Source organism: Facklamia sp. P9177, from assembly GCF_050409585.1.
Lineage (GTDB): Bacteria > Bacillota > Bacilli > Lactobacillales > Aerococcaceae > Facklamia.
Genome location: NZ_JBNUPE010000001.1, coordinates 100,959 through 125,327 on the forward strand (window position 1 = coordinate 100,959; position 24,369 = coordinate 125,327).

Below are 24,369 nucleotides of genomic sequence, written 5' to 3' on the forward strand. Positions count from 1 at the left end.
ATCTAAATCTTTGAGACAAATCGCTTTCTTAATATCACCCATGTGTCACTCCCTTAAAATTAATCATTCTTTAATTATTTATGGTTCGAATAACAAATTTATTTAGTTTAAAAGCTTTAATTATTATTGGATTTTATCCATTTATCAAGTATTATACAAGCTAGATCATTAAACAGCCATGTAGTATTATTAGCTAGAACTATTAATAGTCTGCCAATATTCTACTAAAGCTTTAAAATTTAATGGCTTTCCATTATAAATTTTTGACTCTATCAGCTCATGAAGTGGATAATTCTTACTTAATTGTATTAAAATAAAAGATAATATAAGCAATAATGGCATGATTGACACAAAAGGGTTTATACTGTTTAACTTTAAAATACGAAAGGTGGATAACCATGAATTCCTACACAAAATTTATAATCCGGCGTGTTTTTTATATGTTAATTACGCTTTGGATTATTATTTCCGTTACCTTTTTCCTCTTACAGTTCTTACCTGGTTCCCCTTTTGCCAATCAAGATCTTTTAACCGAGACCCAACTTCAACTTTTAAATGAAAAATATGGTCTCAACCAACCTTTACTTGTTCGCTATTTTTCCTACTTAGCAAATATATTAAAAGGGGATTTAGGGGTGTCCTTTCAATATAATAACTTACCTGTTACTAAAATTATTTTAGATCGAGCCGGCCCCTCTATGATTTTAGGAGCTCAAGCCATGGGTTTTGGTGTGGTAATTGGAACTATCTTAGGAATGATTGCAGCTGTTAAACAAAACACTTGGATCGATACCTTCACCTCCGTTTTTGCTATTGGCGGAAGATCTGTTCCCAACTTTGTTTATGCTGTGGTCCTTCAATTTCTGTTTGCTGTTTGGCTAGATTGGCTACCAATTGCTTTCTGGCGTGACGGCTATGCCTCAACTATTCTTCCAAGTCTTGCTTTAGCCATTTCACCTATGGCAGAGTCTGCGCGTTTCGTTCGAACTGAGATGATTGAAGTGCTTCACTCTGACTATATTGAATTAGCAACCGCTAAAGGCTTTTCAAAATTTTATATAGTTACTAAGCATGCGCTGCGTAATGCGATTATACCTCTATTAACAATAGTAGGACCCATGACAGCAGCTGCCATGACCGGCTCACTGGTAATTGAACAAATTTTTTCAATTCCTGGAATTGGTGAGCAGTTTACCAAGTCAATTTTAGTGAATGACTACCCAACCATTATGGGAATTACAATTATGTATTCTGTCTTATTAGTTGTTATTATTTTAATCGTCGATATTCTATACGGCTTTATAGATCCTAGAATGCGACAAGTTGAAGGAGGTGGCTAGATGCCAATCGAAAATTCTTTAAATACGGCGAATAATGCCTCAACAAAACACACAGCGGATATAGATCCAAAGCTCTTTCAACCGAAAATTTCTATCCAAAGTGAAGACAACGAAAAGATTGAAGCCCCTTCACTGAACTTTCTACAAGATTCATGGCGGAGATTAAAAAAGAATAAAGGTGCTATGATTTCACTCTTTTTCGTTATTTTAATTCTACTTCTTGCTATTTTAGCCCCATGGATTGCACCCGCTTCACCGTTCCAACAAAATCCAGCTCAAGCAAACCTCCCTCCTAAAATACCAGGTTTAGAAGATTTTTCATGGTTTAGTGGTAAAAGTGTCAACCGAGGTGGTGCTTTGACTGATGCCTATCAAAATGCCAATGTGGCTGAGGGAACCTACTACTATCTTGGAACAGATGGTTTAGGTCGTGACCTCCTCTCACGTATTTTATATGGAACTCGAATTTCACTTTTAGTCGCATTTATTGCTGTTCTAATCAATGTCATTATCGGTGTAACCTATGGCATGATATCTGGTTGGCTAGGCGGTAAGGTAGATACACTGATGCAAAGAATACTGGAAATTATTTCAGGTGTTCCCAATTTAGTAATCGTTGTTCTGATGCTTTTAGTATTGCAGCCCGGTTTACTATCTATTATTATTACGATTGCTCTCACCTCTTGGATATCAATGTCCCGGGTGGTAAGAGCGCAAACACTTCGTTTAAAACAACAAGAATATGTCTTAGCTGCTAAGGTATTAGGCCAATCGACTGGCAAGATTCTATTAAAACATATCCTTCCCAATATGTTAGGAATTATTATTGTCCAAATGATGTTTGCTATACCATCTGCCATCTTCTTTGAAGCTTTTTTAAGTTTCATCGGGATTGGAATCCCTGCACCCAACGCTTCCTTAGGAACTTTATTGAGTGAAGGTTACAAGACTTTTCGCTTTTTACCCCATTTAATGTGGTATCCAGCAGCTGTTATCTCATTAATCATGTTGTCCTTTAACTTATTAGCAGATGGACTGCGTGATGCTTTTGATCCCAAAATGAAAGAGTAGGTGACTTCATGAATAAGGCTATCATTCAAATTAAAGACTTAAATATTTCCTTCAAAACCTTTGCTGGCCAATTAAAAGCTATTCGTGGAATCAACTTATCCTTGTATGCCGGTGAAACATTAGCAATTGTTGGCGAATCAGGCTCAGGTAAATCAGTAACCACACGTGCATTGATGGGGCTTCTAGCTAAAAATGCGACCATTGAAGCAGGCGAAGTGATATTTGAAAAACGAGACCTTTTAAAATTATCTAAAAAAGAAATGGAAGCTATACGTGGTAGCAAAATTGCCATGATTTTTCAAGATCCAATGACCGCCCTCAATCCTACCCTAACCATCGGAAGACAAATTACTGAAGTTTTAATTCGTAAACGCGGTTTTAATCACTCACAAGCGCGTAAAGAAGCCATTAACCTTTTGGATTTATGTGGAATTGTTCAATCAGAGAAAAGAATTAATCAGTATCCACATCAATTTTCAGGTGGTCAAAGACAGAGGATTGTGATAGCGATTGCTTTAGCGGGAGATCCTGAAGTGCTTATTGCCGATGAGCCCACAACTGCTTTAGATGTAACCATTCAAGCACAAATCATTGAATTACTTAAAAAAATTCAACAAGAAAAGAATATGACCATTATCTTTATCACTCATGATTTGGGTGTGGTTGCCAATGTAGCAGACCGAATTGCCGTTATGTATGCGGGTAAAATCGTTGAAATAGGGACAGTGGATGATATTTACTACCATTCTCAACATCCCTATACCTGGGGACTTTTGACAGCTATGCCAACCATTTCCAAACAAGATCAATTATATGCTATCCCCGGTAGCCCACCTGACCTTTTAAATCCTCCTAAAGGAGATGCTTTCGCCTATCGGTCAGAATATGCTTTGGCTATCGATTTTGAGGAGGAACCGCCCATGTTTGAAGTCAAACCTGGGCATTATGCAGCCACTTGGTTACTCCACCCAATGGCTCCAAAAATGACCCCGCCAACTGCTATCTTAGAAAGATATCAACGTTGTCGAAAAAAGCAGTCACAGACCGATAAGAGTGGAATGGAGGAGCATTATGAATAAGCATGCACCTATTCTACAAGTTAAGCACTTGAAACAATACTACCACCAAGGAACTGATAAGGAAGTCAAAGCGGTAGACGATGTTTCCTTTGAAATCTTTCCTGGAGAAACTTTTGGGTTAGTTGGAGAATCAGGTTCTGGTAAATCAACGATTGGCAAAGCAATTGTTAACCTCTATCAACCGACCAGTGGTGAAATTATCTTTCAAGACAAAGCTTTATCGAGTAGCTACAACAAAAAGGAACGTTTGAAATTCCATAAAGAAATTCAGATGATTTTCCAAGACCCTTATGCTTCTTTAAATCCTCGTATGAAGGTTCGTGATATTATTGCTGAAGGCATTGATATTCATGGACTCGCACAATCAAAAGAGGAAAGAGACGAAAAAGTCAATCGACTCTTAGAAGATGTAGGGCTCAATATTGATCACGCTGGTCGCTATCCTCATGAATTTTCTGGCGGTCAACGTCAACGTATTGGGATAGCACGAGCTTTAGCAGTTGAACCAAAATTCATTGTTGCCGATGAACCGATATCAGCTTTAGATGTTTCCATTCAAGCTCAAGTGGTCAATTTATTACAAGAACTAAAAGAATCAAGAGGACTAACCTATCTCTTTATTGCCCATGATTTATCCATGGTTAAATATGTCAGTGATCGCATTGCCATTATGAACCGTGGTCGGATTTTAGAGTTAGCCGAAGCTGAGGAATTGTATGCAAACCCTTTACATGCCTATACCCAGTCCTTACTCTCAGCAATTCCTTTACCAGATCCTGATTACGAACGTCAACGTCAACGTATTCATTATCAGGTTGATCCAGAAAAGTTGGCTGAAGAGATCCTTAAAGAAGTCAAACCTAATCACTGGCTTGCTCAATAAACTAAACAAAAATCACCATTGAATAAGTTTATTCAATGGTGATTTTACTTTTAACTCTTTAATAGTTGACAAACAGCTTGGCTACTGCTGTTAAATTTTCCTCTGTATGAGTTAGTAGGTCTTGCAAGGAGCTTGGCCCAGGCGTAATACTCAAAATCGCATCAAAGCCTAACTGATATAAGATTTCAATATCATTTCTGACAGAACCACATAATGCGATCACTTTCGACCGGAAAGCTACTTGTTTAGCTAATTGCATGACTCCAAAAGGGGTTTACCGTATTGCGTTTGAAAGTCAATCTGACCCTCTCCTGTAAAACAAATATCGACATCTTGTAAAGCTGTCTTCAAATTGACTGTTTCTATAACAATATCGATGCCTCTTTTATGTTTTGCAGAAGTAAATGCTAATAATCCTGCCCCTAACCCACCAGCAGCCCCAGAACCAGCAATATGAGCCACTTCACGATTCAAGTCACGATAAATAAGGCGTGAGAAATGTTCAAGATTCGCATCAAGCTTTTCAATCATTTCTGGACTTGCCCCTTTTTGCGGACCGACTACAGCCGAAGCTCCTTGCGGACCACACAGCGGATTATTGGCATCACAGGCAACCTTGAAGATAGCATGCTCTAGACCAGGATGAATAGTCTGACAATCAATCCTATCCAAATGCGATAAGCCTTGGTTGCCGAAAGGAATCTCTTGACCTTCTATGTCTAATAAACGATAGCCTAAGGCTTGAGCCATACCGGCTCCCCCGTCATTCGTAGCAGACCCTCCAATCCCTAAAATAAATGAGCGAACTCCTCGATCTAGACATGCCTTAATGACTTGACCTGTTCCATAGGTTGATGTTAATAAAGGATTACGATCTTCTTTTTCAATAAGATGAATGCCTGATGCACTGGCCATTTCAATTACGGCTGTTTTGCCATCTCCTAAAATACCATACCGGGCTTGAATTTTTTCTCCTAAAGGTCCCTGCACTTCGACTGTATAATAAACTCCCTGACTCGCATCAATCAAGGCTTCAGTGGTACCTTCACCTCCATCTGCCATCGGAAGCTGAAGAATTTCTGCTTGAGGAAAGACTTGTTGCACACCTTTTTTTATAGCCTGGCAAGCATGTTTTGCCGAAACCGCTTCTTTAAAAGAATCACAGGCCATCACAATTTTCATTAATTTTACTAACCTCCTAAAATGCCATAGATACTGGTTGAAACAATAGTTAAAACGAAACCTACTAATGATTCATATGGAATTAGTTTTAGACATTCTTTAAAATCGGCTGATACGGATCCTCCTGTCGCGTGGAAGAATGAACCATGAGGTAAATGGTCTAATACTGTCGCCCCTGCGTGTAACATAGCAGCTCCACTGATAGGAGAAACACCTGACGAGAGAATAGTTGGTGAAAAAACAGCTGAGCCAACTGCCGATCCTGAAGTAGTCGAAGCGGTCGCCGCACTCATAAAAATTCCTGCTAAAGGTGCTAAAAGATAGGCAGGTAAACCTAAAGAGTCTAGACTATTAGTAAGGACATCTCCTAAAGTAGAATTGGTAATCACTCCTGCGATTAAACCTGTTCCTAAAAGGATAATAGCCACATTAATCATCTTACTTAAACCATATTGAGTATATTCTTGTAAGTGCTTAACATGTCCCACCATTATCAAGCCAAAAAGACCTCCCAGAGGAAGAGCCAACATAGGATCAATCATTATATTAAACAAGGGGCGTAAAGATAGTAAAACAATCGCTAAAATAGGTCCTGACAAGGCTTTCCATAAATAAGGTAAATTTTCTGCTGTTTGATCGTCTCTTGAAGTTCCTGTTTGTTCAATTTGACTGCCTTTATTAATTAATCGTTTGGCTAGCCAAGCTGTAAACATCACCCCAATCAAGGCTGGAATAAGACCAGCTAACATGACTTGAGTTAAGGAAACACCAAAACCATCGGAAACAGCAATAGAGTTAGGATTTGGTGAAATAATATTACCTGATTTGCCGCCACCAATCATAGCCATCAAAAGTGCAGTCCGTGAATAACCCAATTCTTTACCAATCTCTAAAGCGATAGGCGCAACCGTTATGACAGATATATCAATAAAAACCCCCACAAAAGTTAAAATCATAGTAGCAAGTGCGATCGCTAATAAAGCTCTTTCGCTTCCCAAACCCTTAATAATAGCATGGGCAATGGCAGCTGCCGAACCTGTCTTAATTAAAACACCTGCAAGGATTCCAGCTGCTAGTATCCTTAAGATAGAGGTAATCATGCCTTGCGCACCATTTGTCATGAGACTGATGGTTTCACTTAGATTCGCTCCTCCTAATAATCCTCCGAATAAAGCGCCGATAAATAAAGCATAAAAAACTGGAAACTTTTTAAAGATTAATAAGATAGCCAATAATAGACCTAACAAAGCGCCGATAGCCGTTACTGTTACTACTTCCATTTCCCCACTCCTAATTGATTATTGAATGGCTTCATTATATTGTTTCTTAATATCTTTGCCAATCTTATCAGCCAATCAGTGACTATATAAAAAGACAGCTTCAAAAGAGAAGCTATCTTTTTCTAATGATTTAATAAATGGATTTAAAAAGTTGATAAAGTTCTACATTGGCTGTGTCTTTAAAATGATGAACCGCTAAATTGTCAGGTCCTTCCATGGTAATCAAAACTCTTGGGATTCCTTGATCTTCAACAAATAAATAAAAATGTCGTTCCGCTCTAGGATTATCTTGATCACGAATATCAGTCATTGCCATTAAGACATTGATTTCATCATTAATAAGCTGTTCAGCTTGATAATGAGCCTTTCGTTCCTGACCATCTAAGTGAATTACCATTGACTTTAAAGGAAGGTCCCCACCTAAGAAGTCTATAGGCGTCTCTGGAGTGACAAACTCATATTTTTGACCCATTTTTGCTTGCCAGTCTCTGACTGCTGTCATCAATGCTTGTTTTTGCTTTGATGACCCATTTAATGATTGCTCTTTTGCTTCAGTCGATAATGACTGGACTTGATAATTGGGGTAATAATTATTAATCACTCGACCATATACTTGTGACCAATCGTAAGCTACTAAAGGATGTAGCTCAGGACTAGCCAAGTGACCCTCTGTGATTTTACCAGAAGGAATATGGAAATAATAAGGAGTCGTTCCCCCAATATCTTGTACAAATGCTCCGTTGGTGATGGTATACATTTCATATTGTTCACTCGGATACTCTAACTCTTCAGGAATAGTAAACATCTCGTCACCAAAACCAAAACTATAGGCTTCTGGTGCATAGCTAGAAGCTAGACTGATGCGAATTAATTGGTCGAGATGTTGATCATCAAGTGCTAAATATTTCACAATGTTTTTTGCAAAATCAGTCCCCTCTAATAGAAAATAGCCCGGTAAGTTCTGATTGATACCGGCTTGATAAGATTCCATAATCGCACTGACTATGAAAAGACGTAATTGATTCAAAGCTTTTTGATCTGCTGAACTTAATTCAGCTAACAACATCTTTTCTAGACCAAAAGAATGTGAAAATATTTCTCTTAAATTGGCAATATGATTCGCGTCTTCTTCAACACTTTGATATTCAATAAGATTCTCATAATAATCATTGTAAAGCTTTGGAATGATCCAATGATAGGAGGTATCAAAATTAGCCGGCCCCATTTGCTGTAAACTAGCAATAGTATATTGGGGAGCATCTAATGAATAGGATTGTACCGTTTCTTGCCACAGTTCCATTGCTTGTCGAACTTCTTGAATATCTACTGCTTCTTCGGCAAAGACTAAATTCTCACCTTGAGCAAAGTAACTTTGATGAGGAGAATGAACCATCCCCATACCACTGAAGCCAGTCACCATCATCAGGCCAAGTCGTAAAATTTTCTTCATTGCTAACACCCTTTCCCTTATTTTTTATTCATAACGATTGAACACTTTTAGTTGATAACAACTTGGTAAGTAGCATTAGCTTTCATTAACTTATGCATGGGACAGCGTTCAAGAGCAACTTCTACGATAGAATCAGCTAAATCTGCTTGAACATGGGGCATAGAGATTTGAACTTTAACCACAAATTGATAGCCGGGATTATCTTGGTGTAGTTCGACCAAGACAGATACTTGAGTCTGGTGTTTAATCCCTCGACGAATTTCTTCTGCTTCTATGGTAGCATTTAGACAAGTTGCTATGGCCATTCCCAGAAGTTGCTCCGGATTACTACCTTCTATTTCACTTAATGGACTGGAAACCTTAACTTCAAAACCTGCTGGATCTTCAACAAAGGTTTTGCCTTGAATACCGTCTCGATTAACTACTTTAGTTTGATAAAGCGTTTTTCCTTCCATCATTTGCAAAAAACCTCCTGTACTCTTTCTGATACTATTGTATAAGCTTTTTTTAGAATATGCTATCTATGTCTCACTAAAAACTAAATCTTTCGCTTTCATTACTTGATAGCTCACACTCTATTTTTTTATAATCATCGAAATAGCTTGCTCTAGTCGTTGATTCTGCTTTTCTGAATCTTTATCACCAGTAGTTAAACATTCTTTTAAATTTTCAACCATGATTATGCCCATAATACGATCCACACTCGAACGAATAGCAGTTAGTTGGGTTACTATATCCATACAGTCTCTGTCCTCTTCTAACATCTTTTGGACCCCTCTTAATTGACCTTCTGCTCGTTTTAAACGATTAAGTAGGTTTTTCTTATTATTATCTTTATGCATGATAAACTCCTCTTATGTATTTGTTCTTAAATTTTAAAACTTGACAAATCTTTTGCATTGATGTTTAATATACCCTACCGGGTATGTTAAGTATATAATTTATTGGCTTAAACTACCACTTATTTATAAAAAATCACTTTTATATGTCAAACAGAAAGGAAGATACCATGTTCCCAACGATTTCCATTGAAGAACTTTATCAAAAATCTCAGGAAAAATCGCTTAATATTATTGATGTTCGAGGTGAAGCTGAATTCCAAGAAGGACATATCCCTGGATCTAAAAACATCCCCTTGAATCAGCTCCCAAATGAATATACATCTCTTAATCAAGATAAAGAATACTATTTAGTATGCCACTCGGGTGGACGTTCTAAAAGGGCTAGCCAATTCTTATCTAAAATGGATTATCAAGTGACTAATGTTACACCTGGAGCACCTTCTTGGCCTGGTGAACTAACCACCGACTAAGCAGAAATTATTAAATTATAAAAGCCATCAGATCTAATAAGGCACGGACCCCGAATAGTGAGACAAACATAAAAACACCTCCGTTAAATTCGTATGAAATGAATTTAATGGAGGTGTTTGATTAGGGTTAATCACCTAGCTTATTCTGCAAAAACAAAATGGAAATGTATTGAATTGAAACGTCATCAAGCAGCGATGGATGTCCTAAAAAAACACAAAGAGTTGAAGAGGAGTGGGTACCAAAAGTGGTCGTCGAAACAGTTGAAAGTTTAAAAGCGCATGATTCGGTGAGTTTAATCCTCTCCTGCTTATGGATCCGCTCGATCTACTTATTATCGTTGGAAAGTTCGTATAAATGCTAACCTAGAAAATGAAGGGAAAATTAAAATTGGACAATTATGTAAGAAACAGCCTTTCACCTATGGTTACCGTAAAATCACCCATTTAATCAACTTAGAAACAGAAAAAACTGTTAATCATAAGCGAGTTCAACAAATATTAGGCTAGGTGTCACCGGTTCAATACCGACAACAAGCAGCCTAACAAAGGTGTTTTTTATTCTGTCCCATTTATGGGGTACAGTGCCACAACAGATCATGATGGCTTTTTGTGCTAATTATTTGACTGAAGTATCCTCATGTTCTAACCAAAGCGGCGCAAAATAATCAATAAAGATAGCGCCTAATGGAGCTGTTATTAAAATAGATACAGTGGCGGCTATTAAAATTAAAGAACCACTAGCAATACCAGCCATTAATGGGAGTCCACCGAGGGAAGCTTGAACCGTAGCTTTTGGTAAATAAGCTCCCATAATAAAATAACGCTCTTTCTTTGCAAATGGTGTCTTTAAAATGGATAAAGCAACCCCCAACATACGGAAAATAAGACCTATTACAATAATGATTACTATCGGCCAGCCCGCTTCTAAGGCTAAACTCGGATTGACAATCACTCCTAGGAAGACAAAGAGGAAAATTTCAGCAAACTGCCAAATTTTTTGATACGAGGCTGTTAAAGTGACAGCCCTTTGCGGCGCTTTCTTTTGCACAATTAGGAAAATCACTAAAACAGCAAGCACACCTGAATAAGGCAGGATGTCAGTTAATAAGCTCTCTAAACCAAGAACTAAAAAAGAAATAGCTAAAGAGACAATTAAAGCTTGTTGCCCTTCCCACTGATAGCGGTTTAAGAAATAACTTAAGCTATGCCCCACTAAAAACCCCAAAAATATTCCTGTGACTACTGAAATAGGTGCAGATAATACCGTTGATGCTGAAACACCTTGACCTTGAGCTAATTGCATAAAGGCTGCAAATAATACAAAAATTAAAATATCATCTGCTGTCCCGCCTGCTAAAATCATTTGAGGAATGGCCTGTTTAGTTCCTAATCCTCGGTCAATTAACCCCACCATTCTCGGTACTAATACCGCAGGTGATACAGCCGCCAGTACACTAGCTAATAAAAATGAATCAACATAAGATATGTTTAAAAGATAAGGTCCAATCAAACCAATAGCTAAAATTTCACAAATTGCAGGTAAAAAACACATTAAAATAGCTGGTCTTCCTACTTTAATTAAATCCGAAAATTTTAAAGTTAGTCCAGCTCTAATCAAAATAATCATCAAAGCAATTTGACGAATTTCTCCCGCCAAATGTGTTAATTCACCAGATAATAAATTGAAAACATTTGGACCTAAACAAATACCTAATACCAAATAGGCTAACAGTTTTGGTAAGTTAATTTTTTCGAATAGTTTTCCAAACAACCACCCCAATATCAAGACAAGCCCTAAACTCCACAACATTGCTTTTCCTCCTTTAAAATACAAAAACTTCTGTATGCCAAAAAAGCATACAGAAGTCATCAGCTAATTAGCGGTTTATCTACCTTGCTGAAGGTAAATAGGAAGTACTTCATTTCCTTTAAATCTTAGTTTACCCTATTCTATTTTGTTAGGCAAGCTAAACTTTTAAGAAAAACAATAATTTTAAAAGGGTAATTTTATTTGCCAAATTCCTAGTTCGTGCTATAATTTTTATAGTATCGTTTTACGATGGATACTGGTTCGTTCATTTCGATCAGTAGGGTTTATCTGATGCTTATATCGTCGATAAAGAGCCTAGTTGAAACCTGATGTGGAGTCTGCAAAGGCTAAAAAGATTACTAGAAGCTCAGAGTTTTACCAAAAGAAAAATTAGCAAACAAAAAAAGCATCCATACCATCTTAAGATTGCCGTACGAGGTTAGCCTACGACACAAGCAGTCTTTTTTTGTGTCCTAATGAGACTTCGTGTAATAAAAATTAGGAGTGTAAATATGCTTAAGCGCTTTTTGAGTCGCTTTTTATTAAGTAAAAAAGAAATATTGGTTATTGCATTAGGAGCCTTTATCATGGCTTTTGGCTTGGTGAACATTCATATGCCCGCTAAAATTACAGAAGGGGGTGTCATTGGTTTAGTTCTCTTCTGCTATCATTTCTTTGGCTGGGAGCCATCTAAATTAAGTTTTTTAGCAGATATTAGCTGCTACCTTATTGGCTTATCCTTATTAGGTAAAGATTTTATTCGCCGTGTCATTCACGCATCCTTTCTATTTGCTGTTTTCTATCGCCTTTGTCTATGGATGGGACCCGTTCTTCCAAGCCTTTATGATAGACCTTTATTAGCTGCTATCTTAGGAGGCGTTGCAATCGGCGTAGGATGTGGTTTATGTATCAGTCAAGGTTGTGCCGCAGGGGGCGATGATGCTTTGGCAATGGTTATTTCTGAGAGGGCCCACGTATCAATTACAAAAGCCTATTTGTTAACAGATGGCGTGGTTTTATTACTTTCACTGCTATATATTGCTCCACAACACCTGATCTTTTCTTTTATTACCACTTTAGTTTCATCAACAATTATTGGTCAATTCGAACTACATTTTCCTAGCTTTGACTTACCAAAAGCTTCATCCGTTGCTAAAGCCCAATAAAGGAGTGTGCCTATGACTTTAATTATTTTCTCTCCCAGTAAAGAGATGGATACGATAGTCGGTAATGGTTTAATACCACAATCAGATCCCGTCCAAGCCATTATCAAAGAGCTTGCCTTAAAAGATACGACTGAGTTAGAAAAACTCTTTAAATGCTCAGCTGAACTTGCTCAAGATATCTATCATCGTTATCAAGTCATTAATAAAAAAACAGCTCGTCCTGCTCATCAAGTCTATCAAGGCCTAGCCTTTCGGCAAATCAAATGGGATAAAATAGACTTGAATTATGCTAAAAACCATCTTAAAATTCTATCTGCTTTATATGGGCCAATCTCTCCTCTTCAACCAATCAATCCCTACCGTTTAGACTTTAATACCTCGCTAAAAATCAAAAATCAAAGCTTAAAAAGCTTGTGGAAACCTCTTTACAATAATGTGTTCGAAGAACAAACCGTCATTAATCTCGCTTCTAATGAGTTTGCTTCTTTACTAGACCCTAAAAAAATGCAACTCATCCAGATTAACTTCTATAAAGATATAGAATTAGGTAAAAAGGCACCTTCAGCCACCAGTAAAAAATTGAGAGGGGCTCTACTCAACTATTTACTACAAACAAAATCTTTAGATTTAAATACCTTTAAAGCATTTAAGGCCTTTGAATATAGCTATGCCAATGGTGATTTCGAAAACAAAGAAATTAACTACTGTCTCAATTAGTAAAATATTCAAAATCTAAAACCCTCTTAAAACAACTTGATAAGGTGTTTAAGAGGGTTCTTATTTAAATCAATTTCATTTATCTGCTGGAAACTCTACAGATTTTACCTACATTTTAAACTATATTCTATAAAATCTTAGTTAAGAATAAATTTTGATTAAAATATCGTATTAATTATCTCCAGTAGATAGATAAAAAATTTCTTCAAATTTCTTATCGAGTGCTAAACATAGTAAATAGGCCAATTTTGCAGTTGGGTTATACTGACCTGTTTCTATTGAGGAAATAGTATTTCGAGATACTCCAACCATATTTGCCAATTCTTCTTGAGTTAGTTTTAATTCTTTTCGTAAACCTTTTAGATTATTCTTTAGTTTTAACTTTTCATCCATAATAAAGATCCTTTACAAAAAACACTATTGCAACTATTCCCACTATAAACAATAGGATAAACAAAAATAAATATTTTATTTCTTTCCTTGCAAAGTATTTATATAATTCTCCTACTCCAATTGAAAGACACAGCATGGCAAGAATATCCAAAAAAGGGAGATTCTGCGATTCTTTAATAGCGGAAATAAATGCAGCGATACCAATTAATGCCCTCGAAATCCAAACGCTCGATTTATCATTAACAAAAATCTCTCCCTCATCTTTTTTTCCTTTTGAGCCAGCTTTAAAAAATCATCTTTTTCCAAGTTTATCTCCCCTTTGCCATGTTTACTTTTCTTAAATTGTATATTTGCAAAGTTAACTTGTCAAGATAAAAATTTATTATCTTCAATAATTACGAAAAAACTATGAATTGATTGGCTCAAACATCTCCTTCGCATAAATCCTCTGACTTAGAAAGCTTTTATGAGAATAAAGCTTTTAACTACGCTTATATGAAAGGTAATTTCCAAAAGAAACAAATCAACTATTGCTTAATGAAATAAAATCATTATAAAAATCCCTTCTAACTACCTAGTACAGAGGTGTTTTAGAAGGGATATTAATTTAAATCAATTTCATCTGTTCTTCAGGAAATTCTACCGACTGTGCAAATTTAATATCATTGTATAAGTGACATGCCACAAAGTGACCCGGTTCAACTTCTCTGAGTTCAACTGGAGTTGTCTTACAAATCTCCATACAGTGTTTACATCTACCAGCAAAACGACAACCCTCTGGAGGGTTCACCGGACTTGGTACATCTCCTTCTAAGAAAATCCGCTCTCGTTTAACTCCAACTTTTGGAATCGGAATAGCTGAAAGTAAAGCTCTCGTATAAGGATGTAATGGATTTTCAAAAATCCGATCATAAGTACCTAATTCCACGATCTGACCAAGATACATAACAGCTATCCGGTCAGAAATATGCCGAACAACTGATAAGTCATGTGAAATAAAGAGATAAGTCAGACCAAATTCCTCTTGCAGTTGATCCATCAAGTTTAAGATTTGAGCCTGAATGGAAACATCCAAGGCAGAAACCGGTTCATCTAAAACAAGAAACTTCGGTTGAAGAATAAGTGCCCTAGCAATACCAATTCTTTGACGCCGTCCGCCATCTAATTCATGTGGGAATGAACCAGCTAACCGTCTAGCTAGACCTACCGTCTCCATCATTTTATACACTTTTTGCTCTAATTCAGCCTGGTTTCTTGTCAATTTATTAACACGTAAGGGCTCAGCTATTAAGTCAAAAGTGGACATCCTTGGATTAAGAGAAGAGTAAGGGTCTTGAAAAACTATTTGCATCTCTTGACGCATCAAGCGCATTTCTTTCAAGCCCTTGTATTCCATAATGTTCTTACCTTCAAGGTAAATCTCACCGGCCGTTGGTTCATGTAAACGAATAATGGCACGTCCTGCCGTAGACTTTCCACAACCAGACTCACCCACTAGACCCAAAGTCTCACCTTTTTTAATATCAAAACTAATATTATCAACCGCTTTTAAATCACCGGCTTTAGTGGGGAAATATTTTTTAAGATTACGCACACTAATCAATGCTTCTTGATTATTGTTAGTCAAGGTTTTCTCCCCCTTCCTGGTTATATAAATGACAAGCTACATAGTGACCAGGTTTTACTTCACGATATTCTGGAAATTTATACTTACAAATTTCCATGCAATGTTTACATCTTGGATGGAAGCGACAGCCTGACGGTAAATCCGAAGGGTCCGGTGTTGAGCCAGAAATGACTTTTAATTTATCCACATCTTCATCGGCACTTGGAATGGAATCAAACAAACCTCGCGTATAAGGATGCAGTGGTTCTTCATATAAACTCTCAACAGAAGCATGTTCCACAATCGTACCGGCATAAATAACCGATACATAGTCGCAAATTTCAGCGACTACACCTAAATCGTGAGTGATTAAAATCATTGATGTATCGTATTTATCTTTTAAATCTTTCATTAATTCTAGTACTTGTGCTTGAATGGTTACATCGAGAGCCGTTGTCGGTTCATCGGCAATAATTAATTCCGGATTACATGCAAGAGCCATCGCAATAACCACCCGCTGCTTCATACCACCAGAGAATTGATGTGGATAGTCATTCAATCTTTCTTTACGGATTCCAACTAACTCTAACATTTCTTCTGCTTTTGCAACGGTTTCTTCTTTAGTAAGATCTTGATGGAGTTCGATAACTTCCTTAATTTGATCTCCAACGGTCATTATCGGATTTAATGAAGTCATTGGATCTTGGAAAATCATCGAAATTTTATTGCCTCGGATATTGAACATATCCTTTTCTTTAACATTCATTAAGTCTTGATCTTCAAGTAAGATTTCACCTGAGGTAATCTTACCAGGAGGATCTTGAATTAATTGCATAATAGCTAAAGCCGTTGTTGTTTTTCCTGCACCAGTTTCTCCAACTAACCCCAAGGTCTCTTTCTTACCGATTGACAGATTCAAATTATTAACTGCGTATACAGTTCCTGAATCTGTCTCATATTGTACACTAACATTTCGTAAGTCTAATAATTCCACCATAATCTTTCCCCCTAGCGCTTCAGCTTAGGATCGAGTGCATCACGCAGACCATCCCCTAAGACATTTAATGCAAAAATCGTTGTAACAATAGCCAGTCCTGGGAAGAGGGTCATATGTACAGCATCTCGAATGTAAGAACGACCACCTGATAACATAGCTCCCCACTCTGGTGTTGGTGGCTCTAATCCTAAACCGATAAAACTTAAACCAGCAGCATTAATAATTGCATAGGCAACCCCGAGGGTCGCTTGAACAATAATCGGTGCCATACAGTTTGGAATGATATGTTTTAAGATAATTCTAAAATCACTCGAACCATTTGCTTTAGCTGCTTCCACAAATTCCATATCACGAATAGAAAGCACAGAGGAGCGTACTAAACGCGCATAACCTGGAATAGCTGCAATCCCCACAGCAATCATAAGGTTTGCCAATCCGGGCCCTAAAGCTGCCATAATAGCAATCGCTAATAGAATATCTGGTATCGATTGTAGAATATCAATAAAGCGCATAAGCATATTATCTACTCGACCACCATAATAACCTGTAACTGCTCCAATCGCTACACCAATAATCAGTGAAATCGATACCGAAATAAATCCAACTTTTAGGGAAATTCTTGATCCATAAATAACCCTAGAAAAAATATCACGACCCAAATCATCTGTTCCAAATAGATGTTCTGAACTTGGTGGTGCAAATTGATTTTGTAGGTTTTGTTCAGCAAAACCATAAGGAGCAATCTGATCTGCAAAAATAGCCACTAATACCAAAAGTCCAATAATAAAGAGACCCACCATTGCCAATTTATTACGTTTCATACGAATCCAAATGTCTTGCAGACCACGGAAGCGACCACGCTTATGTTCTTGCTCTTTCAGATAATGGTCCTTTACAACTGAATGCTCTTCTTCCATTCCGCTAACTATCTGATTACGGTCTAATTCAGCTACTTCATCTTTTTCAGAGTTTAATTTAGGATTTTCCATGTTGATACCCCCTTACACATATTTTGTCTTAATTCGTGGGTCAACATAGGTATATAGGATATCCACAATTAAGTTAACAATACTAAAGGTTACCGCCACAAAGAGAACACATCCCAGAACCATCGGCATATCACGCATCTTGATGGAGTCAACCATCAAACGACCAATACCAGGAATTGAGAAGATTACCTCTGTCATTAAGGCTCCCCCCATAAGCTGACCAAACTGAGTACCGACAATTGTAATGATTGGAATCAAGGCGTTTCCAAGCGCATGCTTCCAAACGACAACATTTTGCCGCTGACCCTTGGCTTTTGCTGTTTGAATATAGTCTTGTCGAATAACTTCCAGCATTGAAGATCGAGTCATCCGCGTAATAACCGAAACGGACTGGGATCCCAAGGCAACAGCAGGAAGAACCATCTGAGATGGCATTGAAAATCCTGATGATGGGAACCAGCCTAGTCTAACAGAGAATAACATAATAAGTAAAAGTCCTAACCAGAATACTGGCATTGAAATACCAATTAAAGCAAAAACCATAGCGATATTATCAAAAATAGAATACTGTTTAATCGCACAGATAATTCCAATTGGAATACCTAATAGAACAGCAAAAGAAATGGAAAGAAATGCTAATTTTATTGTAGCACCTGCTCGGTTAAAAATCTCAGCTGCAACTGAAGACTTAGTAATATAGGAAGTTCCTAAATCTAATTTAGTAAATACATTCTTAATGTAACGACCAAATTGTACTAAGAACGGATCTTCTAATCCCATTTCTAGTCTTAAAGCCTTAACTGCTGCCTCAGAAGCAGAAGGTCCTAAAGCATTTCGTGCAGGATCTCCTGGAGTGATATAAAGCAAAGCAAATACAATAAAAGAGACGCCTAAAATGACAGGAATTAAATACAGTAGCCTTTTTAATATATATTTTAGCATGTTTTAACGCACCCTCTTCTTTAGATAGAGGAGATGTTTCCATCTCCTCTAGAATACAATGAACTATTTTTCTCCCTTAGTTACCGGCGCTAATTGATACCATCCAAATGGAGAAAGTTTAATATTTTTAACATCTTTTTGAGCACCCACTGTCAATTCTTTATTGTGCTCTGGAATCCAAGCTGTGATATCCATTAAATGTTCTTGTGCTTGACGGTAAAGGTCTGCACGCTCCTCATCATCTTGAGAGAAACGGGCTTCTTCTAACATCTTATCTAACTCATCATCTTCAAGATAGATGTAGTTACCACCTTCACCTTTAGCTGAAGAGTGGAAGCATGGATATAAGAAAGTATCTGGGTCTGGAGAATCTGCTGTCCATGCAATTTCAAACATATCGTGTTTACCATTCTTAATTAACTCGTTAAATGCTGACCATTCTAATACGTTTATTGAAACATCAATACCTACTTCTGATAATTGTTCCTTCATAGCAGTTGCCATATCAATCCGGTCTTTGTTTTCATTAGTTGAAATAGAAGTTTCAAAGCCATCTGGGAAACCAGCTTCTTCTAGTAATTCTTTCGCTTTTTCAACGTCGCGTGCACGTGGCTCATATTCATCAGAGATAGAATAAGCTAACGTAGGTGACATTACACCTGTAGCTGTTTGACCTAATCCTTTAAATACAGCTTTAACGATCGAATCAATGTCAATTGCATAAGAAATCGCTTCACGAACTTTTGGATCATTAAATGGTTCTTTAGCAATATTAAATCCTAAATAAGTTGTCCCATAGTCAAAAGATTTCAATAATTGTAATTTATCATTGTTTTCAACCTTCTCAAGATCAATTGCTGAGATGTCATAAGCAATATCTACCCCACCAGATTCCAACTCAATCACACGGTTACTTGGTTCAGGGATTACACGGAAAATTAAATTCTTGTATTCAGTTTTTTCCCCATGGTAATCATCAAAACGTTCCATTTCAACAGAATCTGCCTTGGTCCACTTAACAAATTTCACAGCGTTAGTTCCTACAGGATTACGTGCGTAATCATTACCTGCTTCGTTTACTGCTTTTTCATTTACGATATATGCACCAGGGTGGCATAAAGCAGCTAAAATACCAGAAAACGGCTCAGTTTGTTTAAATTCTACTGTATAGTCATCAGTAGCTTTTACAGAGTCAATATCGATTGTTTCGAATAAGTGCTTCACGTTTGGTGCTTCAATCGCACGTTTTAGAGAAAAAACAACGTCAGATGCCTTTAATTCTTCTCCGTTATGGAATTTGATTCCTTGTTTTAATTTAAAAACGTATGTTGTTTCATCAGGTTGATCAAAACTTTCAGCCAAGCTAGGTTCTGCCTTACCCTCATCATTGATTTTAACTAATCCCTCATATATTTGAGTCATAACATGACTGGACTGGTTATCATTGGTGGCAATCGGATCGAGTGAAATTGCATCCCCAGATACAGCAACTGTTAAAGTTTCTCCACTTCCTCCACCAGAGCAGCCTACTAATAAAAATACGCCCATTAACAATAACGTAAATAATCCTAATTTTCTTTTCATCATAATTGCTCCTTTATTTATTTGAAAAATCAACTCTCTTAAAAGTGAAATTTTTCACAAAGACCAGATAACAATAACTTACCCATTATCCTCCTTCCATAAATATTCATTCCGTTGCAAGCGGATTCATATTTTCAGTCTACCTTTTACCTGTTTGTTTGTCAACGCTTTCTTTATTGACATACAGCTATCTTTTAAAATTTTTATTTTGCTCTAAAATATAATATGAGTAACTATCAAAAAATTTATTGATTTATTTAGTGAAATTTTTTAGTTAATTTTTGGTTAATATTTTATTTATATTGTGAATAAATAAATATGAACGACCTTCATTTTTTTGTTGAGCATATTATTCATTTAAATAGTTTCTTTTCTTTGATTTTCTTCACAATCTTTATTGGATAAGAACGACTTTATTTCAATGAATTAAGTAATTATAGATTGTGCATTCTCTAGATCAAAAAATTCAATAAAAAAATACTGGATCTAAGTCCAGCATTTTTATATCACTTTATTGAAATGTTAATTTGAAAATAAATTATTAAAAATTTTATTAGGCTAATGCTTTAATTTCTTTAGACAGTAAAGTCTAAGCTTTGGGAACGGTCGACAAAAATAACACTGACTAAAGTTCCAAGGACGAGAGTTGGAATCCATGCAAAGCCAATTTTTACTAGGGGCATATCTACAAGCCACTTCCACTCGATGACTTTAGCGTTCAATAGAACAGAAAAAAAGCTAACTAATAAGACGAACAGTAGAGGTAATAAAAATTGCATTCTGTTAAGTGGTCGCACTTTATGTAAGATGACAAGGAAAATAAGAGACATAGTGACAGGATAAATTATCTCTAAAACAGGACCACTAGTCGCTATAATTTGATCCAATCCTTGATTGGCCATTAACCATGACACAGCAGTCATTATGATAACATGATTTTGATAGGAAATCTTAGGGTATAGATCATGAAAAAACTGACTAATTGCTGCTACTAGGCCACAAGCGGTGGTTAAACAAGCTAAAAAGACAATAATTCCTAACAAAGCAACACCGGATTGCCCCATAGCATTATTTGCTATAGTCTGTAATAGAAAAGTTCCAAGATTTTGACCTTCAGGCAGAGCCTCTGTTAGACTAATATGATTACCAACCCATGCTAGACCAAAGTAGAAAAGTCCCAATAAGCTTGCTGCAATTAATGAAGCCTTGCTTCCTTCTTTTAATAGTGTTTTTTGATCAAAGACACCTTTTGTTTCAAAAGCACTTTTAACAACAATAGCAAAGGCTAATGTGGCAAGTGTGTCCATAGTAGCATAACCCTTAACAAAACCTTCAGCCAAAGGATTGTTTTGATATGCTATTTTCATCGGAGCAGAAGGTTCATTTGTTCGATAAAGGAAATAGGATCTTACTAGAAAAATGACTAAGGAAATTAACAAAGCTGGCGTCAGCCACTTGCCAATCGCATCAACTATCGAATTCTTATTTAATGAAATCCACAAAACAAGACCAAAAAAGACGAAGGTAAATAAGGCTAAAGTAATCCCATTAGCGTTAGATATATATGGAAGAGCGGACATCTCATAAGTAGTTGTGGCCGTCCGCGGAATAGCAAACAAGGGCCCTATGATTAAATAGTTACAAGTTAATAAAACAATCGCAAAGACAGAGTTAATTTTACTCAAAGCATTAAAATAACCGCCTTTTAAACTTGAGCCAACAATCATCGACAATAATGGCAACCCGACGCCGGTAATGATGAAACCTAAAATAGCTGGTAATAAACTCTGACCTGCTTCGTGGCCGAGAGCAACTGGAAAGATTAAGTTACCTGCTCCAAAAAACATGGCAAATAACATAAAACCAATAGCTAATAGATCTTTCTTCTTCATACTAATCCCTCCAGAAAATAAAGTAGGTTTATTTTATTAAAATTGCATGAGGATTTCAAGAGGAATTTCTAATAAAAATTAAGTAAACGAATTCATTTATACAATCAAAAAAGCTGGCCATTAGCCAGCTTTTACTTTTTCTATTATTCTGCTTCTTCTGAAGAATCATCTTGATCATCAGATGCTTCTTCATTCTGATCGTCTTCATCGTCTTCATTGTCTTTAGAATCAAAAGCTGGTTCTAAGTGTCCTTCTTCCGCTAATTTATCGACAAATTCACGTACTTCAGGAGATGAGAAAGCTTTTTGTAATGCCTTAGCTGCTTCACTATCTTTATTTCCTTCACGAACTGAAAGAATAATAGCAAAAGTATTTTCATCATCTTTTTCTAAGAACAAAGCATCTTCAGGTTTTAAATCAATTGAAGCAATATAAGTTGGGTAGTTGAAAACTAATTCAACGCCATCCTCATAAGCACCTGTTAAGTTTAATAAGTCAACACTTGTAAACTCGAAGTTATAAGGATTTTCAGTAATGTCATCTACTGTCGGGAAAAGACCTGCTTCATCATCTAATTCAATTAAGTCATTTTGTTCAAGGACGAATAATGCACGTGCCTCATTTGTTGGATCTGAAGGAATAGCCACTTCTGCGCCCTCTTCGATATCTTCCATTGACTCATAAACAGGTGAATAGAACCCAACAACAGCGTTATATACTGGTTGAATGGCTACTAAATCTGCTTCACGCTCTTCATTGAACATTTCCATAAATGGAAGGTGTTGTGCAAAACTTCCAAAAGCTTCATCATTAAACACTGCTTCATTGTATTGAATATTATCAGAAACCTCTACTAATTCAATAGAGTAAGGCTCTTCAATTACATCCGCTGCAATTTCAACGATATCAGTCATCGGTGGCATATGAGAAGCAATCTTTAATACATTATCTTCTTGTGCCGAAACGGATAGTAGACCGCTTAAAGCTAGTGACACTGATGCAAAAGTAACAAAGCTCTTAAATAAATTTTTATTAAACATCTAATTCCTCCTATTATCTCTTATCTAACTTACGCGCAATTTTTAAACCTAACCATTGTAGAATTTGAACAATGATTATGATTAGAATAATCGCAAAATACATGATATCCGTTTCATACCTCTGGTAACCATATCGGATAGCAAAATCTCCTATCCCACCGCCGCCAACTACCCCCATAATGGTCGAATAAGATAGAAAGGATACAAAAGCAGTGGTAAATCCAATAATTAAAGATGACCGTGCTTCAACAAATAGAAATTGAGTGACTAACTCCCAAGTATTCGCTCCAAGGGAATCAGCTAATTCCACCACGCCTTTAGGAATGTCATGCAAAGACTGTTCCACGAAGCGAGCATAAAGGACAATGGCAATCAACATCATCGGAAAGGATGCTGCAATCGGATCGCCAGTTGCTCGCCCATAAACCATTCGAATAAGGGGTTGCATTGCGACAACAAGTAACAAAAAAGGAAAAGAACGAACAATATTTACAAATAGGTTTAAGCTAGAATTCAAAAAATAATCCTTTCTTGCTTTACCCATTCGCTGACCCGGACTAGTCAAAAATAAAAGAGTACCTAAAGGAAGACCTAACAAAATAGCTGCTGCTGAGGAGAAAAAAAGCATAATACTTGTTTCTTGAAGACTTTCCCATAATTTTGGCCAATATTCAATGACGCGCACTATTATTTCTTCCAACATCTTAGCTTAGGACCTCCTTCACTTTATCATAATAACTTCCTACTAGTTCTTGGTCACGGTCGGTCAAATTATCAACTATATCTATTAAACCACCTTTTTCCATAATTGCCACTCTGTCGCAAAGTTGCCTTACAAAACCCAATTCATGGGTCACCACTATAATTGTCATGTCGAATTGTTGATGTGCTGCTTTTAATATTTGAACAATTTCATTCGTTCGCATGACATCCAAAGCAGAGGTCGGCTCATCACAAAGCAAAATTTTTGGTTTAGTAATTAACGCTCTTGCAATACCAACTCTTTGTTTTTGCCCCCCCGACAACTGACCAGGATATTGATCTTTTTTATCAGCTAGACCAACAAAATCAAGAACAGAATCAAGAGACAGGGCATTTGAATATTTAAACAATTTAAGGGGTAAGGTGATATTTTCACCAACTGTTTTATTATTCAATAAATTAAAATGCTGAAAAATCATACCTACAGACTTACGATGGAGTCGCAGTTCTTCCTTGCTGAGTTGCAATAGATCTTGTCCATCAATTAATACCTTTCCTTTATCTGGTTTTTCTAAAAGATTAATAAACCTTAAAAGAGTCGATTTTCCAGCACCACTTTCTCCTACCAAACCAAAAATTTCCTTATTTTGGATCGTTAGGGAAATACCATCAACCGCTTTAACTTGTTTATTATTCAAATAGTAATGTTTAGCAACATCAAATAATTCGATCACAACCAATCACCACCTTTCTGCCACAAGTCATAAGAGCATTATAACATAACTTTTTGATATTTCACATTAAATGAAGATTAAAAGATATTGTGAAAATATAAATTTAAACGTTGGTATAAATGCTTTTATTTAACTTTTTATTGTGATTGGTTTAAATTTAATTTAAAAATGTGCACAAAAAAAGTAGTGGAGAAATATTC

24 protein-coding genes, 1 pseudogene and 1 riboswitch are annotated in these 24,369 nt (G+C 36.6%); of the genes and pseudogenes, 8 read left to right on the forward strand and 17 right to left on the reverse strand.

What is annotated here, in order from left to right; genetic code table 11:
• Positions 1-398 precede the first annotated feature (398 nt).
• From ACQV18_RS00505 to ACQV18_RS00520, 4 genes are read left to right on the forward strand one after another with little or no spacing between them, the layout of a single operon-like run.
• Positions 399-1,340 (forward strand): ABC transporter permease, encoded by a 942-nt coding sequence (locus ACQV18_RS00505; protein ID WP_428873093.1) that lies wholly within the window; start codon positions 399-401, stop codon positions 1,338-1,340.
• Complete coding sequence (gene opp3C / locus ACQV18_RS00510; protein ID WP_428873092.1) at positions 1,341-2,411, forward strand: oligopeptide ABC transporter permease; 1,071 nt, start codon at positions 1,341-1,343, stop codon at positions 2,409-2,411.
• Between the two features lie 8 nt (positions 2,412-2,419).
• Positions 2,420-3,490, forward strand: a complete 1,071-nt coding sequence (locus tag ACQV18_RS00515; RefSeq protein ID WP_428892376.1) for an ABC transporter ATP-binding protein — start codon at positions 2,420-2,422, stop codon at positions 3,488-3,490.
• Complete coding sequence (locus ACQV18_RS00520) at positions 3,483-4,373, forward strand: ABC transporter ATP-binding protein (RefSeq protein WP_428875060.1); 891 nt, start codon at positions 3,483-3,485, stop codon at positions 4,371-4,373. Before ACQV18_RS00515 ends, ACQV18_RS00520 begins: the two co-directional genes overlap by 8 nt.
• 58 nt (positions 4,374-4,431) lie before the next feature.
• On the opposite strand, the pseudogene ACQV18_RS00525 reads toward ACQV18_RS00520, so the two are convergent.
• From ACQV18_RS00525 to ACQV18_RS00545, 5 genes and pseudogenes are all read right to left on the reverse strand, one after another.
• Positions 4,432-5,555 (reverse strand): annotated as a pseudogene (locus ACQV18_RS00525) (glycerate kinase).
• Positions 5,556-5,563: 8 nt separating this feature from the next.
• Positions 5,564-6,835, reverse strand: a complete 1,272-nt coding sequence (locus ACQV18_RS00530) for a GntP family permease (protein WP_428892377.1) — start codon at positions 6,833-6,835, stop codon at positions 5,564-5,566.
• 130 nt (positions 6,836-6,965) lie between these two features.
• On the reverse strand, positions 6,966-8,285 hold the full coding sequence (locus tag ACQV18_RS00535) for a DUF4767 domain-containing protein (protein WP_428892378.1): 1,320 nt from the start codon (positions 8,283-8,285) through the stop codon (positions 6,966-6,968).
• Between the two features lie 47 nt (positions 8,286-8,332).
• Positions 8,333-8,743: an OsmC family protein gene (locus tag ACQV18_RS00540; RefSeq protein ID WP_428873086.1), complete on the reverse strand. Its 411-nt coding sequence runs from the start codon at positions 8,741-8,743 to the stop codon at positions 8,333-8,335.
• Between the two features lie 117 nt (positions 8,744-8,860).
• The gene (locus tag ACQV18_RS00545) at positions 8,861-9,127 is read right to left on the reverse strand and encodes a metal-sensitive transcriptional regulator (RefSeq protein ID WP_428873085.1); all 267 of its coding nucleotides are present in this window, start codon (positions 9,125-9,127) and stop codon (positions 8,861-8,863) included.
• A 167-nt stretch (positions 9,128-9,294) separates the two neighbouring features.
• Here ACQV18_RS00545 and ACQV18_RS00550 point away from each other — a divergent pair, with 167 nt between their 5' ends.
• On the forward strand, positions 9,295-9,597 hold the full coding sequence (locus ACQV18_RS00550; RefSeq protein ID WP_428875062.1) for a rhodanese-like domain-containing protein: 303 nt from the start codon (positions 9,295-9,297) through the stop codon (positions 9,595-9,597).
• 351 nt (positions 9,598-9,948) lie between these two features.
• Entirely contained in the window at positions 9,949-10,104 is a 156-nt protein-coding gene (locus tag ACQV18_RS00555; RefSeq protein ID WP_428885083.1) for a transposase, read from the forward strand.
• A gap of 109 nt (positions 10,105-10,213) precedes the next feature.
• On the opposite strand, the gene ACQV18_RS00560 is transcribed toward ACQV18_RS00555, so the two are convergent.
• Positions 10,214-11,407, reverse strand: coding sequence for a cation:proton antiporter (locus tag ACQV18_RS00560; protein ID WP_428876234.1), 1,194 nt, complete (start codon positions 11,405-11,407; stop codon positions 10,214-10,216).
• A 43-nt stretch (positions 11,408-11,450) separates the two neighbouring features.
• Positions 11,451-11,533: riboswitch (Fluoride riboswitch) on the reverse strand.
• A 386-nt stretch (positions 11,534-11,919) separates the two neighbouring features.
• On the opposite strand from ACQV18_RS00560, the gene ACQV18_RS00565 reads away from it, so the two are divergent.
• Positions 11,920-12,573, forward strand: a complete 654-nt coding sequence (locus ACQV18_RS00565) for a YitT family protein (RefSeq protein WP_428892379.1) — start codon at positions 11,920-11,922, stop codon at positions 12,571-12,573.
• A 12-nt stretch (positions 12,574-12,585) separates the two neighbouring features.
• The gene (locus tag ACQV18_RS00570) at positions 12,586-13,290 is read left to right on the forward strand and encodes a YaaA family protein (RefSeq protein WP_428892380.1); all 705 of its coding nucleotides are present in this window, start codon (positions 12,586-12,588) and stop codon (positions 13,288-13,290) included.
• A 171-nt stretch (positions 13,291-13,461) separates the two neighbouring features.
• Here ACQV18_RS00570 and ACQV18_RS00575 read toward each other — a convergent pair whose 3' ends face one another.
• From ACQV18_RS00575 to ACQV18_RS00625, 11 genes are all read right to left on the reverse strand, one after another.
• Positions 13,462-13,683 carry a helix-turn-helix transcriptional regulator gene (locus ACQV18_RS00575; protein WP_428892381.1) on the reverse strand — a complete coding sequence of 74 codons (222 nt, stop codon included), beginning with the start codon at positions 13,681-13,683 and terminating at the stop codon, positions 13,462-13,464.
• Complete coding sequence (locus ACQV18_RS00580) at positions 13,676-13,933, reverse strand: hypothetical protein (protein ID WP_428892400.1); 258 nt, start codon at positions 13,931-13,933, stop codon at positions 13,676-13,678. The genes ACQV18_RS00575 and ACQV18_RS00580 overlap by 8 nt, the downstream gene beginning before the upstream one ends.
• A gap of 357 nt (positions 13,934-14,290) precedes the next feature.
• The gene (locus tag ACQV18_RS00585) at positions 14,291-15,310 is read right to left on the reverse strand and encodes an ABC transporter ATP-binding protein (protein ID WP_428875065.1); all 1,020 of its coding nucleotides are present in this window, start codon (positions 15,308-15,310) and stop codon (positions 14,291-14,293) included.
• Complete coding sequence (locus ACQV18_RS00590; protein ID WP_428873078.1) at positions 15,303-16,286, reverse strand: ABC transporter ATP-binding protein; 984 nt, start codon at positions 16,284-16,286, stop codon at positions 15,303-15,305. The genes ACQV18_RS00585 and ACQV18_RS00590 overlap by 8 nt, the downstream gene beginning before the upstream one ends.
• A gap of 11 nt (positions 16,287-16,297) precedes the next feature.
• Positions 16,298-17,275, reverse strand: a complete 978-nt coding sequence (nikC, locus tag ACQV18_RS00595; RefSeq protein ID WP_428881943.1) for a nickel transporter permease — start codon at positions 17,273-17,275, stop codon at positions 16,298-16,300.
• 12 nt (positions 17,276-17,287) lie between these two features.
• On the reverse strand, positions 17,288-18,217 hold the full coding sequence (locus tag ACQV18_RS00600; RefSeq protein WP_428873076.1) for an ABC transporter permease: 930 nt from the start codon (positions 18,215-18,217) through the stop codon (positions 17,288-17,290).
• Between the two features lie 63 nt (positions 18,218-18,280).
• Positions 18,281-19,801, reverse strand: coding sequence for an ABC transporter substrate-binding protein (locus ACQV18_RS00605; RefSeq protein ID WP_428873075.1), 1,521 nt, complete (start codon positions 19,799-19,801; stop codon positions 18,281-18,283).
• Positions 19,802-20,376: 575 nt separating this feature from the next.
• Positions 20,377-21,693, reverse strand: coding sequence for a branched-chain amino acid transport system II carrier protein (gene brnQ, locus ACQV18_RS00610; RefSeq protein WP_428875067.1), 1,317 nt, complete (start codon positions 21,691-21,693; stop codon positions 20,377-20,379).
• Between the two features lie 143 nt (positions 21,694-21,836).
• A complete protein-coding gene (locus tag ACQV18_RS00615) occupies positions 21,837-22,733 on the reverse strand; it encodes a MetQ/NlpA family ABC transporter substrate-binding protein (RefSeq protein ID WP_428873073.1) in 897 nt (298 codons plus the stop codon).
• A gap of 13 nt (positions 22,734-22,746) precedes the next feature.
• Positions 22,747-23,436: a methionine ABC transporter permease gene (locus tag ACQV18_RS00620; RefSeq protein WP_428892382.1), complete on the reverse strand. Its 690-nt coding sequence runs from the start codon at positions 23,434-23,436 to the stop codon at positions 22,747-22,749.
• Position 23,437: 1 nt separating this feature from the next.
• On the reverse strand, positions 23,438-24,169 hold the full coding sequence (locus ACQV18_RS00625; RefSeq protein WP_428891956.1) for a methionine ABC transporter ATP-binding protein: 732 nt from the start codon (positions 24,167-24,169) through the stop codon (positions 23,438-23,440).
• Positions 24,170-24,369 lie beyond the last annotated feature (200 nt).